Source organism: Streptomyces sp. E-08 (assembly GCF_049913095.1).
Lineage (GTDB): Bacteria > Actinomycetota > Actinomycetes > Streptomycetales > Streptomycetaceae > Streptomyces.
On sequence record NZ_CP183971.1, the window covers coordinates 7,308,282 to 7,322,365 of the forward strand.

14 protein-coding genes are annotated in these 14,084 nt (G+C 73.4%); 7 read left to right on the forward strand and 7 right to left on the reverse strand.

All coding sequences use genetic code 11. The features are described 5' to 3' along the window. The first annotated feature begins 18 nt into the window (after nt 1-18). The gene (locus ACN9MM_RS33575) at nt 19-189 is read left to right on the forward strand and encodes a hypothetical protein (protein WP_426367503.1); all 171 of its coding nucleotides are present in this window, start codon (nt 19-21) and stop codon (nt 187-189) included. 124 nt (nt 190-313) lie between these two features. On the opposite strand, the gene ACN9MM_RS33580 is transcribed toward ACN9MM_RS33575, so the two are convergent. From ACN9MM_RS33580 to ACN9MM_RS33595, 4 genes are all read right to left on the reverse strand, one after another. After that, nucleotides 314-1,735: a flotillin family protein gene (locus ACN9MM_RS33580; RefSeq protein ID WP_426367504.1), complete on the reverse strand. Its 1,422-nt coding sequence runs from the start codon at nt 1,733-1,735 to the stop codon at nt 314-316. An 82-nt stretch (nt 1,736-1,817) separates the two neighbouring features. Then, nucleotides 1,818-2,048, reverse strand: a complete 231-nt coding sequence (locus ACN9MM_RS33585; protein ID WP_426367505.1) for a hypothetical protein — start codon at nt 2,046-2,048, stop codon at nt 1,818-1,820. 14 nt (nt 2,049-2,062) lie between these two features. After that, entirely contained in the window at nt 2,063-2,770 is a 708-nt protein-coding gene (locus tag ACN9MM_RS33590) for an alpha/beta fold hydrolase (RefSeq protein WP_426367506.1), read from the reverse strand. Nucleotides 2,771-2,896: 126 nt separating this feature from the next. Further along, on the reverse strand, nt 2,897-4,168 hold the full coding sequence (locus tag ACN9MM_RS33595) for an MFS transporter (RefSeq protein WP_426367507.1): 1,272 nt from the start codon (nt 4,166-4,168) through the stop codon (nt 2,897-2,899). Nucleotides 4,169-4,323: 155 nt separating this feature from the next. On the opposite strand from ACN9MM_RS33595, the gene ACN9MM_RS33600 reads away from it, so the two are divergent. The 3 genes from ACN9MM_RS33600 to ACN9MM_RS33610 all read left to right on the forward strand — a co-directional run bounded on the left by ACN9MM_RS33600 (nt 4,324) and on the right by ACN9MM_RS33610 (nt 7,136). Beyond that, nucleotides 4,324-5,358 (forward strand): LacI family DNA-binding transcriptional regulator, encoded by a 1,035-nt coding sequence (locus tag ACN9MM_RS33600; RefSeq protein ID WP_426367508.1) that lies wholly within the window; start codon nt 4,324-4,326, stop codon nt 5,356-5,358. 160 nt (nt 5,359-5,518) lie between these two features. Next, nucleotides 5,519-5,788, forward strand: coding sequence for a hypothetical protein (locus ACN9MM_RS33605; protein WP_426367509.1), 270 nt, complete (start codon nt 5,519-5,521; stop codon nt 5,786-5,788). Nucleotides 5,789-5,948: 160 nt separating this feature from the next. Continuing rightward, a complete protein-coding gene (locus ACN9MM_RS33610; RefSeq protein ID WP_426367510.1) occupies nt 5,949-7,136 on the forward strand; it encodes a thiolase family protein in 1,188 nt (395 codons plus the stop codon). A 69-nt stretch (nt 7,137-7,205) separates the two neighbouring features. Here ACN9MM_RS33610 and trxA read toward each other — a convergent pair whose 3' ends face one another. After that, nucleotides 7,206-7,571, reverse strand: a complete 366-nt coding sequence (gene trxA / locus ACN9MM_RS33615; protein ID WP_189804036.1) for a thioredoxin — start codon at nt 7,569-7,571, stop codon at nt 7,206-7,208. 114 nt (nt 7,572-7,685) lie between these two features. On the opposite strand from trxA, the gene ACN9MM_RS33620 reads away from it, so the two are divergent. Further along, nucleotides 7,686-9,128, forward strand: coding sequence for a dihydrolipoyl dehydrogenase family protein (locus tag ACN9MM_RS33620; protein ID WP_426367511.1), 1,443 nt, complete (start codon nt 7,686-7,688; stop codon nt 9,126-9,128). 7 nt (nt 9,129-9,135) lie between these two features. Here the strand turns inward: ACN9MM_RS33620 and ACN9MM_RS33625 are convergent, their stop codons facing one another. Further along, nucleotides 9,136-9,762 (reverse strand): TetR/AcrR family transcriptional regulator, encoded by a 627-nt coding sequence (locus ACN9MM_RS33625; RefSeq protein ID WP_426367512.1) that lies wholly within the window; start codon nt 9,760-9,762, stop codon nt 9,136-9,138. A 170-nt stretch (nt 9,763-9,932) separates the two neighbouring features. Between ACN9MM_RS33625 and ACN9MM_RS33630 the strand changes: the two genes are divergently transcribed. Next, a complete protein-coding gene (locus ACN9MM_RS33630) occupies nt 9,933-11,336 on the forward strand; it encodes a purine-cytosine permease family protein (RefSeq protein WP_426367513.1) in 1,404 nt (467 codons plus the stop codon). A 50-nt stretch (nt 11,337-11,386) separates the two neighbouring features. Beyond that, nucleotides 11,387-13,048 (forward strand): amidohydrolase, encoded by a 1,662-nt coding sequence (locus ACN9MM_RS33635; RefSeq protein ID WP_426367515.1) that lies wholly within the window; start codon nt 11,387-11,389, stop codon nt 13,046-13,048. A gap of 93 nt (nt 13,049-13,141) precedes the next feature. Here ACN9MM_RS33635 and ACN9MM_RS33640 read toward each other — a convergent pair whose 3' ends face one another. Further along, nucleotides 13,142-14,029, reverse strand: coding sequence for a F510_1955 family glycosylhydrolase (locus tag ACN9MM_RS33640; RefSeq protein WP_426367516.1), 888 nt, complete (start codon nt 14,027-14,029; stop codon nt 13,142-13,144). Nucleotides 14,030-14,084 lie beyond the last annotated feature (55 nt).

Sequence of the window (14,084 nt, forward strand, 5' to 3'; positions counted from 1 at the left end):
GTCACGGGAGGCACGATCGTGGGCAAGAAACAGACCCGGACGAACCGGGGAGCCCGTACCGGCGGCCACGAGCACCGCGCCGAAGCGGCCGCGAAGGAGAAGAGCGCGCCGGCCCCCATGAGAGAGACGTCGATGCCCCTCGTCGAGCACGCGTCCCACCGCAAGGAACGCAAGTTCGGCCACAACTGACAGGACGGCCGCGGCAACGGCCTCCGAAGCGGTCATTCCATGACCGGCACCAACCGGCGGGGCGCATTCGTCGCAACCGGAAAGGGCCCGGTGCCGTGAGGGCACCGGGCCCTTCCGTACGGGGTTACTCCCCGTCGCCGACCGGGATCTCCACGCTCTCCCCGGACCGCTGCGCCGGCGGCACCGGAAGCGCCACCCCGGTCGCCTTCTCCTGCGCGGCCGGGTTCATCGTGGCGAGGAGCTGGCGGGCCAGGCCGAGGCCCGTTCCACCCATGGTCAGCGCCTTGGCGAAGACGTCCGCCATGCCGTCGGCGCCGTTCAGCAGCACCATCTGGTCGACGTTCCCGAAGGCGGACGCGCCCGCCGCCACGATCTCGGGCCACTTCTCCGCCAACTGCTGCGCGACCACGGCCTCCTGGTTCTCCGCGAGCGCCGCGGCCCGCGCCTTGATCGCCTCGGCCTCCGCCAGACCCTTCGCGCGCGTCGCCTCGGCGACCGCGAGGCCCTGGGCGTGCTGCGAAGCCGCCTCCGCCTCACCGGTGAGCCGGGTCGCCGTCGCCCTGGCCGCGCTCGCCAGCTCCGTCTCCTTCGCCTCGGCCTCGGCGGCCGAGATCCGGGCGTCACGCTCGGCCGCGGCCAGCGTCCGGGTCTCGTACGCCATCGCGTCGGCCGGCTTGCGGACCTCCGCCTGGAGCTGCTGCTCCTTGCGGTGGCCCTCGAGCTCGGCGACCCGGGTCTCCTGGACGACGACCTCCTGGCGCGAGGCGGCATCGGCCAGCGGGCCGGCCTGCCGGGCCCGGGCGGACGCCTGGTCCCGCTCGGCCTGGTAGCCCGCCTGGAGGATCTCGCTGTCGCGCGTCGCCTCCGACATGCGCGCCGCGGCCTGCTGCTCGGCCTCGGTCGCCCGCCGGTTCGCCTCCGCCTGCGCGATCCTCGCGTCCCGCTGGACGGCGGCGGCGTGCGGGGCGGCCAGGTTCTTGATGTACCCGGTCGGGTCCTCGATCTCGTGGATCTGCAGCGAGTCGACGATCAGACCGAGCTTCTCCATCTCCGTGCCACAGGCGGACCGCGCCTGCCCGGTCAGCTTCTCCCGGTCACGGATCATGTCCTCCACGGTCAACCCGCCGACGATGGCGCGGAGATGACCGGCGAAGACGATGTGCACCCGCTCCGACATCAGCTTCTGCTGATCCAGGAAGCGGCGGGCGGCGTTGGCGATCGACACGAAGTCGTCACCGACCTTGAAGATCACCACACCGCGGACCTTGAGCGGAATGCCCTGGTGGGTGACGCACTCGACGGACAGCTGCGTCTCGTTGAGGTCCAGCGAGAGCTTCCGCACCGCCTGCACGCCGGGGAGCACGAGGGTGCCGCGGCCGGTGACGATGCGGAACCCCATGCCCGCGCCGAGGCCCTCGTTCTTGTGGTTGGAGCCGGAGATGATCAGCGCCTCGTTGGGTTCCGCGACGCGCCACATCATCTTGAACACACCGATCAGAACGGCGAGCGCGCCGACGACGACGCCCGCCAGAATTCCGATGCCCATGGACAAGGTCCCCCTTCACCGGAGCCGAGCGGACCCGGTGAAGGGAGTGTGCGCCCGTGACGGGCGCCACTCAACGGTTCGGTCAACTGTCGTACGCGGCTGTGACATAGACGGTGCGTGGAGGGAGATGTTCCATGACCATCACGACCGTGCCGACCTCGATCCGCTCCTTCGGCGTGGCGGGATGGGCGAGGAAGTGCTCGGCGCCGCCGCGGATCCGGACGATCACCTCGCCGACGAGGCCGGGGCCGACGGTGCCGGTCACCCGGCCGAGCAGTCCCATCATCGAGCTGTCCATCGACGCTTCGTCCATGGCTGAACGGTACGTCAGATCCACCCGTCCAGGGCGGACATGAACCCGTCGAACTCGTCCCGGTGGATCGTGTGCCCCGCGCCCTTCACCGTACGGACCTCGAAGCCGCGCTCGGTCAGCATCCGGGCCTGGTCCGGCCGCACCAGCGTGCTCGGATCGGCGAGGGTGACGAGGGAGGGCACGAGGGGCCGGACCGGCCACAGGTCGGCGCCCACGAACGGGGTGAGACCGTGGGCCGTGCGCTCGTCCCAGTCCCGTACCGACGCCATCTCGACGTCGACGTCCTCGTCTGGCCAGTGCGGGTTGAACCCCCTGATCTGCTCCCTGGTCATCGACTTGCCCCGGACGAACAGCTCGGCCCGGTAGCCGCAGGGACCGGCCGCCAGGTGCCAGGCGGGGTCGGAGTAGACCGCGCGGGCCGGCGCCAGGCGCTCCACCGCCCGGGCGAGGACGAGCCCGCCGAGCGAGTGCCCGATCGCCAGCTCCGCGCCGGGCGGGAGGGACTCCACGAGATCGTCGGCGTGTTCCTCCGGCCCGTACTCCTCCGGACCCGCGGCCCGGCCGCTCGCCCCGTGCCCCCGCAGGTCCACGGCGATCACCCGGTAGCCGCGCGCGGCGAGCGCGGGTCCGACCCGGCGCCACGTGCGGTGGTCGGCCATGATGCCGTGGACGAGCAGGGCAGTCCGGTCGCCGGATCCCCACGTGGTCGTGTGCAGACGCACGGTGCCGCCTTTCCTGCGGTGCTCGGCGGCGACGGCGGAGCCCGGCGCGCGCCGCGGACGGGTCGCGGCGGGCACCGGCCGGGGCCGGCGCACGCAGCTTCTGGGCCGCGGCCCGCGCCGACGGGGTCAGCGCACGCTGCGGATGGGGCGCACGGCCAGCGCGCCGAGTACCGACAGTACGGCCGCGACCAGGAAGAGCGCCGTGTATCCGCCACTCAGCGACACGATGAGCGAGGCCACGAAGGGGGCGACGATCTGCGGTCCGGCGTTGGCGACGTTGAGGACGCCCATGTCCCGGGCCGCGTCCTCGGCCTTCGGCAGCACCATGGTCACGAGCGCGGTGTCCACGGCCATGTAGCAGCCGAAGCCGAGGCCGTTGACGACGGAGAAGGCCAGCATCGCGGTCCAGCTCGCCGAGACGGCCGGGATGACCAGCGCGACGGCGGCGAGCGCGGCGGAGGCGCCGACGAACAGCTTGCGGCGGTCGAAGCGGTCCGAGAGCCAGCCGCCGAGGACGGTGGAGACCACCATGGCGAGCGAGTTGACCGGCATGAGGATCGCCACGGCCTCCTCGGCGCTCAGCCCGGCGGGCAGGTCCGTGTGGTCCTTGAGGATGTACAGCTGGAAGCCCGCCACGGCGAAGTAGCCGAGGACGAGCAGGGCGCGTCCGATGAAGGCCCAGCGGAAGTCGTGGTCCTTGAGGGCGCTGCCGAAGGCCGCGATCTGCTCCCTGACCGGAAGCGCCGCCTTCGGCGGCATCCGCTCCTCGCGGGCGCAGGTGGTGAAGAGCACGGCGGTGGCGGCGACGATCGCGCCGAAGACCAGGTAGCCGGTGCGGTAGTGCTCGGAGAAGGCCGCGCCGAGGAGGGCGCCGATCGTGGAGCCGATGGGGAGGCCGAGCCCGACGGCGGCGGAGGCCTTGCCGCGCGCGGCGAGGGGCACCCGGTCGGGGACCACGGAGGTGATGGCGGCCTGGTAGATGTTCATGACGGCCTGTCCCAGACACCAGGCGATGGTGACCAGCAGGATCGTGTGGACGCTGCCGAGGAGAAGCATCACGGGGAGGGCGAGCAGGCCGCCCGCGAGGATCCACGGGTTGCGGCGGCCGGAGCGGTCCGAGAGGGCGCCCGCGACCGGGTTGAAGACCGTGGCGAAGATCGCGGATATGCCGGAGACGAGGCCGAAGTTCGCCACCTTGTCCGCGGGGTCGATGGCCTCGATCTGGAGGGCCAGGAGCATGCCGGGGACGCCGATGTACAGCGCGTACATCGCGGTGTTGCCGGCGAGCAGCAGGGGCAGCAGGCCGCGCGTCGGCCGGGGGGACGCGGGGGAGCCGGGGACGGTGGCGGAGCCGGGGGCGCCCGTGTCGGAGCCGGTCCCGGGGGAGGAAAGGGCCACTTTGCCCTCCTGAGGAGATCGCCCGATACGGGGGCGAGAAACGGATTGAACGGGGAGGTGACACGTGTCAGTGACACGTGTGAGCATTGTGTAGCACCCAGTTCCGGCCATCCGCCAGACCTTGCGCCGGATTGTTCTGGAAAGATGCCGGATCGATGACTCAGCCAACCGAACAGTCCCCCGAACGCCCCTCCGGGCGCGCGGTCCCGACCAGCGCCGACGTCGCGCGGCTCGCGGGCGTCTCGCGGGCCACCGTCTCGTACGTCCTGAACAACACCTCGGCCGTCCGCATCAGCGAGCCCACCCGGCAGCGCGTGCGCGAGGCGGCCGAGGAGCTGGGCTACGTGCCGCACGCCGCGGCCCGCAGCCTGCGCGCGGGCCACAGCCGCATGGTGCTGCTCCCGACCTCCCACGTCCCCGTCGGGCCGCTGTACAGCCAGTTCTTCAACGACTTCCAGTGGGCCCTGCGCCGCCTCGACTACACGGTCGTGCAGTACGGCAGCGTCGGACTGGAGGCCGAGGAGGCCGCCCGCGCCTGGGCTGAGCTGCGGCCCGTGGCCGTGGTCTCCCTCGGCGAGGTCGAGCTCACCGGCCAGGCCGTCGAGATCCTCAAGCGGTCCGGGGCCCGGGCCGTGATCACCCTCGGCACCCAGCGCGTCGAGGGCACCCACGCCCTCGTCATGGACCAGGGGCGGGTCGGCGAGGTGGCCGCCCGGCACCTCGTGGAGACCGGCCGGCGCCGGATCGGTGTCGTCGTGCCCGAGGAGCCGGGCCTCACGATGTTCTCCGGGCCCCGCCTCGGCGGCGCGCGCCGTGCGGTGGAGGGCACCGGCGCCACCGTCGTACCCCTGCCGCTGCGGTACGAGGAGGAGTCGGCCGACGCGCTCGCCGGGCGGTGGCGCGAGCTCGGGCTCGACGGCGTCTTCGCGTACAACGACGAGTACGCGATGCTCCTGGCGCGGGCGCTCCAGGACGCCGGGATCTCCGTACCGGAGGAGACCGCCGTCATCGGCGCCGACGACCTGCTCCTCGGCCGGCTGCTGCGGCCCCGGCTCAGCACCGTACGGATCGACATGGTGGTCGGCCGAGAGCTGGCGGAACTGGTCGACCGCGCCGTACGGGAACCGGGCGCCGCACCGGTCTCCCGCGACCTGCTCGACTCACGGGTCGTCCGGCGGGAGTCCAGCTGAACGCGGGGCGGGGACCGGCGGGAGCCCGGGTGGGCGGGAGGCCCGTCGGGGGTCGCGGCGCCCGTCGGGGGCCCGGGCGGGAGTGCGGCCGATGCGGGAGCCACAGGGAAGGCACCCGCTCGGGCGGGCACGGCTCCGGCCCAGCGCTTAGCTTCGGTGCATGAGCACAGTTCCGAAGCGGTTCGAGATCCTGCTGGTGCCCGCGCACGTCGAGGACCGCGGCGGCGCCTCCGTCGCGGACAGCGCCGTCCGCTCGGCCGTCGTGGAGGCCAGCGGGCGGCACGGCGAGTCGGGCTACCCGATCTACGAGGGACACGGCATCCGGGCCGACATCGACCCCGAGACGCGCACGGTCGAGGCGCTGCTCGTCGACGGCCGCGAGCTCGACTACGGACTGACGGCCCTGGTCCGCCCCTTCGTGCGCAGCTGACCTCCCCGATCGTTCCCGGTGTGTCCGGATCCTGAGGAACGTCCCGAAACGGCCCGTTGACACGGCGGGCCGTCCGGCAGAGACTCTCCGCGCCCCGTCGGGCGAAGATTGTTTCACCAGGCGAACAGAGTCGTTCCGCCGGTCACGTGGGAGAGAACCGATGAGCATCCGCGACGTCTACATCGTCGACGCCGTCCGCACCCCGATCGGGAAGTTCGGCGGCGCCCTCGCGTCCGTCCGCCCCGACGACCTCGCGGCCCACGTCGTCCGCGCGCTCGTCGACCGCTCGCCCGCGCTCGACCCCGCGCGCGTGGACGACGTCTACTTCGGCGACGCCAACGGCGCGGGCGAGGACAACCGCGACGTCGCGCGGATGGCCGTCCTCCTCGCCGGACTGCCCGTCACCGTTCCCGGCGTCACCGTCAACCGCCTCTGCGGCTCCGGGCTCGAGGCCGTCATCCAGGCGGCCCGCGCCATCGCCCTCGGCGACGCCTCCGTGGCGATCGCGGGCGGCGTCGAGTCCATGTCCCGCGCCCCCTGGGTGCTGCAGAAGCCCGAGCGCGCCTTCCCCGCCGGCCACCAGCAGCTCCACTCCACGACCCTCGGCTGGCGCATGACGAACCCGAGGATGCCCGCCGAGTGGACGGTCTCGCTGGGCGAGGGCGCGGAGCTCGTCGCCGACAAGCACGGCATCACCCGCGAGCAGCAGGACGCCTTCGCCCTCGCCAGCCACCGGAAGGCCGCCGAGGCCTGGGCGAAGGGGCTGTACGACGACGAGGTCGTCCCGTACGAGGGCGTGGACCTCACCCGCGACGAGTGCATCCGCGACACCACGTCGATGGAGGCGCTCGCCAAGCTCAGGCCCGCCTTCCGCCCCGAGGGCGGCACGGTCACCCCGGGCAACTCCTCGCCCCTCAACGACGGCGCGGCCGCCCTGCTCCTCGTCGACGAGGAGGGACTGCGCGAGACCGGCCGCGAGCCGCTCGCCCGGATCCGCGCCTCCGCCGTCACCGGCATCGAGCCCCAGCTCTTCGGCCTCGGCCCCGTCGAGGCGGTCCGCCGGGCCCTGGGGAAGGCCGGGCGCTCCTTCGCCGACCTGACGACCTTCGAGCTCAACGAGGCCTTCGCGGCCCAGTCGCTCGGCTGCCTCGCCGAATGGCCGGAACTCGACCCCGAGATCGTGAATCCTCGGGGCGGAGCGGTCGCGATCGGACATCCGCTCGGCGCGTCCGGTGCGCGCCTGGCCGGCTCGGTGGCCCACCAGCTCGCCGCGGCCGGCTCCGGAACGGGCCTCGCGGCGCTCTGCATCGGCGTCGGCCAGGGCCTCGCGCTGGTCCTGGAGCGATGAGGGAGCCAGGCACGCGGACATGACGCGAGGGGGGTACGGGACGCTCTCCCGTACCCCCCTCGCGGTGGGTCACTTCGCCTGTGCGTCCGCGATGGACTTGCGCACCTCGTCCATGTCCAGCTTGCGCGCCTGACCGATCACGTCCTCGAGGGCGGCCTCCGGCAGAGCGCCGGGCTGTGCGAACACGGCCACGTTGTCACGGACGATCATCAGGGTCGGGATCGACCGGATCTCGAACGCCGCCGCCAGCTCCTGCTGCGCCTCGGTGTCCACCTTGGCGAAGACGAGGTCCTGGTGCCGCTCGGACGCCGCCTCGAAGACCGGGGCGAACTGACGGCAGGGACCGCACCAGGAAGCCCAGAAGTCGATCAGGACGAAATCGCCCCCGCTCACGATCTCGTCGAAGTTGTCCTTGGTGAGCTCTACGGTGCTCATACTGCCTGCCTTTCGGGTCTCCTGGCGGTGTCCTCACGGTCCCCTGGGGACTCGCCCGGCACAACGGCGTATCGAGCCGCGCTATTCCGCACGCCTGCCACCAGACTGGGAGCCATGACACGAACGGTGGAAGACGAGCACACCTACGACGTGGTGGTGATCGGTGCGGGCCCGGTCGGCGAGAACGTCGTCGACCGGGTGCGGGCGGGCGGCCTGACCGCGGCGATCGTCGAGAGCGAACTGATCGGCGGCGAGTGCTCGTACTGGGCGTGCATGCCCAGCAAGGCGCTGCTCCGCCCCGCGATCGCCCGCTCCGACGCGCGCAGGGTCGCGGGGCTGCGCGAGTCGGTCTACGGTCCCCTGGACGCGATGGAGGTCTTCGCCCACCGGGACGAGGTCGTCGGCCACTGGAAGGACGACGGCCAGATCGACTGGCTGGACTCGATCGGCGTCCGGGTCTTCCGGGGCCACGGCCGGCTCCTCGGACCGCGCCGCGTCGAGGTCGCGAGCCCCGAGGGCGAGCACCACGTGCTCACCGCCCGGCACGCCGTCGTCGTCAGCACCGGCACCCGCGCCCTCCTGCCGGAGCTGCCGGGACTGCCCGGGGCGCATCCCTGGACCAGCCGCGAGGCGACCAGTGCCGACCGCGTGCCCGAGCGGCTCGTCGTGGTCGGCGGGGGAGTGGTGGGCGTGGAGATGGCCACCGCCTGGCAGGCCCTCGGCGCGAAGGTGACCCTGCTCGTACGGGGCGGGGGCCTGCTGCCGCGCATGGAGCCGTTCCTCGGCGAGCACGTGGCCGCCGCGCTCACCACGCGCGGCGCGGACGTCCGCACCGGCGTGGCGGTGAGCGCGGTGGTGCGCGACGGGGGCACCGGACCCGTCACCGTGGTCCTGGAGGGCGGCGACCACGTCGAGGGCGACGAGGTGCTCTTCGCGACCGGCCGCAGGCCGCGCACCGAGGACATCGGCCTGGAGACGGTCGGTCTGACCCCGGGATCCTGGCTCGACACCGACGACAGCCTCCGCGTCACCGGGAGCGACTGGCTCTACGCCGTGGGCGACGTCAACCACCGCGCGCTCATGACCCACCAGGGCAAGTACCAGGCCCGGATCGCGGGCGCCGCGATCGCCGCCCGCGCGCACGGCGGTGACTCCCTGGACACCGGGCGGTGGGGCGCGCACGCGGCCACCGCCGACCACGCCGCCGTGCCGCAGGTCGTCTTCAGCGACCCCGAGGCCGCCTCCGTCGGGCTCACCCTCGCCGAGGCGGAGCGCGCCGGGTACCGGGTGCGGGCCGTGGACCTCGACATGCGACAGGTCGCCGGGGCCGGCCTGTACGCCCAGGGGTACCGGGGGCACGCCCGGATGGTCGTGGACCTGGACCGGGAGGTGGTCCTCGGTGCCGCCTTCGTCGGGCCCGGGATCGGCGAGCTCCTCCACTCGGCGACGGTCGCCGTCGCCGGCGAGGTGCCGATCGCCCGCCTGTGGCACGCCGTTCCGGCGTATCCGACGCTGAGCGAGGCGTGGCTGCGGCTCCTGGAGGCCTACCGGGGCTGACGCGGCATCAACCGGCTTCGGTGGTCGGGGAGTACGGAGGAACGAGGGCGCGCGCCGCCGAGCGGGCGACCTCCAGGGCGGGCCGTGGGTCCCGCCCCGTCTCCTCTCCGAGGACCACCCGGGTGCTCAGTCCGTCGAGGAGGGCGAGGAGTTCGGAGGCGCGGGCGCCGGCGTCCAGCGGGGCGAACCGCCGGCGCGCCGCGCCCGCCGCGAGCAGGGCCTCCAGGTCCTCCTGCCAGCCCGTGTCCAGTTCGGCCTGGGCCTCACGGAGCGCGGTGTTGCCCGGGGTGCGGGCCCAGAGCTCGATCCACAGGGTCCAGCGCGGGTCGCGCGGGCCGCGGGGCAGGTAGAGCCGCAGGAAGAGGTCGAGCTTGCGCTCGGCCGTGATCCGCCGGGCGAGGAGCGCGCGCCGCTCCTCGGCGAGCGCGGCCTCGCTCCACCGGAGGGCGGCGAGCAGCAGCAGGTCCTTGCTGCCGAAGTAGTACAGGATGTGGCCGCCGCTGGTGCCGAGCCGCTCGGCGAGCGCCGACATGGTGAGGGAGGCGAGGCCGTTCTCGGCGATCGCCGCCATGGCCTCCTCCAGCATCCGCTCCTGGGTGACGTGTCCGTCCCGCCGTCGTGCCGCGCCTGCCACCGCCGCCGTCCCCGTCCTGTTCGTCGCGGGTCCCCGCGCCCTCTGTCTGCGGGATCGACCTTAACCGCAACCTCCGAAGGTCTTGACGTGGCCTGAATCCATCGCACATCTTGAATGCCGTTCTAAAAATTAGAACAGCATTCAAGATCGATCCACGACAGGAGTGCGGTGTGCTCGAACACGAGACGGCGCCCGTGACCGCGGGCCGGACAGCGACCGACGAGGTCTTCCAGGTCGAGGAGCACGGGATCGACCCCATCCCCGACGCCGAACGGCACGGCGGAGCCAAGGACGTCTTCTGGCTCTGGTTCGGCTCGAACCTGACCTTCACCTACGTCATCAACGGCGCCCTCGCCGTCGCCTTCGGGCTCTCCTTCTGGCAGGCGACCGCCGTCGTCGTACTCGGCGGGCTCTCCTTCCTCGCCATCGGCGCGGCCGGACTCAGCGGCGTGCGCACCGGCACCGCCACCCTCGTCATCTCCCGCGCGGCCTTCGGCCGCCGCGGCAACTGGCCCGCCGGCCTGCTGAACTGGATCGTCAGCATCGGCTACACCATCGTCAACACCGTGGTGGGCACCCTCGCCCTCGAAGCGTTCTTCACCGACCTAGGCTGGCAGGGCGGAAACGCCGCCCGCGCCCTCGCGCTCGCCGTCACCCTCGCACTGACCTTCGTCGTCGCCCTCTGGGGCCACGCCACCGTCCAGTTCGCCGAACGCTGGATGGCGTACGTGCTCGCCGCCGGCTTCGCCGCCCTGCTCGTCCTCGTCCTGCCCGGCGCCGACACCTCGGCCCCCGCCGCCGCGCCCGGCGCCTCCGGCTGGAGCCTCGCCTTCGTCGTCATGCTGGCCGGACCCTTCTCGTACCTCCCCATGCCCGCCGACTACACCCGCTACCTGCCCCGCACCACCACCCTCAGGGCCGTCACCTGGAGCGGCGCGCTCGGCGGCTTCGTCTCCTCCGTCGCCCTCGGCGTCGCCGGGGTGGCCGCAGCGACCCAGGTCGACATGACCGACGCCGTCGCGGGCACCGAGAGCCTCCTCCCCGGCTGGTTCCAGCCGCTCTTCCTGGCCCTCGTCCTCGGCGGCTCCGTCACCAACTCGATCATCACGCTCTACTCGTCGAGCCTGAACCTCCAGGTCCTCGGCATCCCCTGGAGCCGGGCCCGCGCCATCGTCATCAGCGCCGGCGTCACCGCCGTCGGCTCGCTCGGCGCCCTGTTCCTCACCGACTTCACCACCTCGCTGCTCTCCTTCCTCTCCCTCCTCATCATCGTCTTCGCGCCCTGGGGCGGGGTCTTCCTCGCCGACATGGTGCTCCGCCGCTGCACCTACGACTCCGCAGGCCTGCACGCGGACGCCGGCGGCGCCTACTGGTACCGCTCGGGCTGGCACCCGGCCGGCCTGACCGCGCTCCTCGCCGGCCTCGTCTTCTCCGCGCTCACCTGCGACTCGGAGCTGTGGACCGGCCCCCTCGTGGCCCCGCTCGGCGGCGCCGACCTCACGCTCCTCGGCGCGGCCGTCTCCGCCCTGGTGTACGTGCTCCTCGCCCGCGGGCGCGTCACCCCCGTCCCGTAGCCCCCCTCGGCAACCCCTCCCCGCCCCCGTACGACACGGAGTCCCACCCCATGAACCGCACCGCCCCCGCCGACCTCGTCCTCACCGGGGCCCGCATCCACACCGTCGACCCGGCGCTCCCCGAGGCCCAGGCCCTCGCCGTACGCGCGGGACGCATCGTCTGGATCGGCCCCGACGCCGAAGCCGCCGACTGGACCGGCGCCGACACCCGGATCCTCGACGCCGGCGGCCGGCTCGTCCTGCCCGGCTTCGTCGACGCCCACAACCACGTCCGCCTCGGGTCCGACGACGCCTGCGTCCAGCTCGCCGGGGCCCGCACCCTCGACACGATCCACGCACGCATCCGCACCTGGCACGAGGCCCACCCGGAGGCGGACTGGATCGAGGCCGAGGCCTTCGACTACTCCGCCATCCCCGACGGACGGATGCCCACCGCCGCCGACCTCGACCCGGCCACCGGCGACACCCCCGCCCTCGTCCTCAGCTACGACGTCCACACCGCCTGGCTCAACACCGCCGCCCTCCACAGGCTCGGCGTCGACCGCGACCACACCGAGCTGCCCTTCGGCCGGGCCGTCACCGACCCCGCGACCGGCGAGCCCACCGGCTTCGTCAAGGACTTCGCCGTCAAGGGCCTCTCCCGCGACGGCCACCGCGCCCTGCGCGAGCTCGGCCTCCCCTGGGCCTCGCCCGACCGGCAGTACGGACGCCTCGCCAAGAGCCTGGACGACGCCATCGGCTACGGCATCACCACCGTCGTCGAACCACAGAACTCCCTCGACGACCTCGCCCTCTTCGAGCGCGCCCGCAACGAGGGCCGGCTCCGCTCCCGCATCGTCGCCGCGCTCTTCCACCCGCGCGGCACCACCGACGCGGACCTCGACGCCTTCGAGACGGCGGCCGACGAGTACGCCGACGACCGGCTGCGGGTCGGCCCGCTCAAGCTGTACATCGACGACGTCGTCGAGCCCCGCACCGCCGCCCTCCTGGAGCCGTACGCCGGCTGCTCCCACCACCGCGGCGACACCTTCTACCCGCCCGAGGAGTTCGCCGAGCTGCTCACCCGGCTCGACGCGCGCGGCTTCCAGTGCTTCGTCCACGCCACCGGCGACCGGGGCATCCGCACCGTCCTCGACGCCGTCGAACGGGCCCGCGCCGTCAACGGGCCGCGCGACGCCCGCCACCAGGTCGTCCACGTCGAGTGCCTCGACCCGGCCGACACCCCGCGCTTCGCTGCGCTCGGCGTCGTCGCCTGCATGCAGCCCCGGCACGCCGCCCCCGACATCGCGGGCCCCGGCAAGGACTGGGCCGAGAACGTCGGTCCCGAGCGCTGGCACAAGGCCTGGCCGCTGCGCAGCCTGCACGCCGCCGGTGCCGTCCTCGCCCTCTCCAGCGACTGGAACGTCGCCGAGATGGACCCCATGGTCGGCATCCACGCCGCCGTCACCCGCCGGGCGCCCGGCGGCGGCGAGGCCTGGACTGCGGGCGAGACGATCGACGTCGCCACCGCCGTGGAGGGCTACACGCTGGGCTCGGCCCACGCGAACTTCCTGGAGCACGAGCGGGGCTCGCTGACCGTGGGCAAGCTGGCCGACTTCGTCGTCCTCTCCCGCGACATCCTGCGCATCGCCCCCGAGGAGATCCCGGGCACGGTGGCGGAGACGGTCGTGGTCGGCGGCGAGGTGGTCGTGGACCGGCGAGCGGAGGCGTAGCCCGCGGACGGCCGCCCGGCGCCCCCGTTCGCCGCGACGCCTCACCGCCCCCCGCTCGCCGCGACGCTCACCTACCCCGGTTCGTCGCTCCGCTCAGTGGCCGCCGCTCCCGGACTCCACCGCCATGCGCCGTTCGAAGCGGCGGCCCCCGTCACCCGACTCGTACACCCCCTCCCCGGTGGCGACGAGCAGGCGGCGGGCGTCGACGGCGGTGAAGGCCTGCGGGGCACCACCGGGCACGGTGGCGACCCGGGTCCAGGCGGTGCCCCCGTCCGTCCCCCGGTAGAGGACGCCCTCCGGGTCGACGCCGTAGAGGGCGTCGGGGGCGGCCCAGGAGACGTACGCGAGGACCCGTCCGGAGGCCGGGGCGAAGCTCCGGCCGCCGTCCGTCGAGCGGACCACGCCGGTCTCGGTGGTGGCGAGGACGGTGTCCGCGGCGGCGGAGGAGACGGCGATGTCGAGGGCGCGCAGCGCGGCGCGGTCGTCCCAGGTGACGCCGTCGGCGCTGACCCTCAGCAGGCCGGCGGTGCTGTCGTAGCCGTAGACGGTGGAGTCGCGCGCGGTGTCGAGCGCGTGGAAGTCGACCTTCCCGCCGAGCGACTTCTCCCGCCAGGTGCGACCGAAGTCCGCCGAGGCGACGAGCCCGAGGTCGGCGGGGCCGTCGCTGCCGGGCGCCGGGTGCCCGCTCGCGAGGAAGACGCCCTCGGCGGTGATCGTGAAGCCCATGAAGTCGTCGCGGTGGTCTCCGACGAGGACCGGCCGGCCGTCGGCGTCCGGAGTGTGGATGCCCTGGTGGGTGGCGACGTAGAGGGTGCCGCCGCGCAGCCCGAGGCCGTGGATGTGGCTGAGGGCCGATCCGGGACCGGCGTCGTCCGCGGCCGGGTCGTCGGAGGAACAGGCGGTCAGGGTCAGGGCGAGGGCGGCGGCGGTGAGCGCGGCGCCCAGGGTGGTGGCCGGACGGCCGGAGAAGTACGTCGTCATGGTTCTTTCGCCAGGGGTGCGGAGGCCGGAAGGCAGGGGTGCGGTGCGGCCCGTC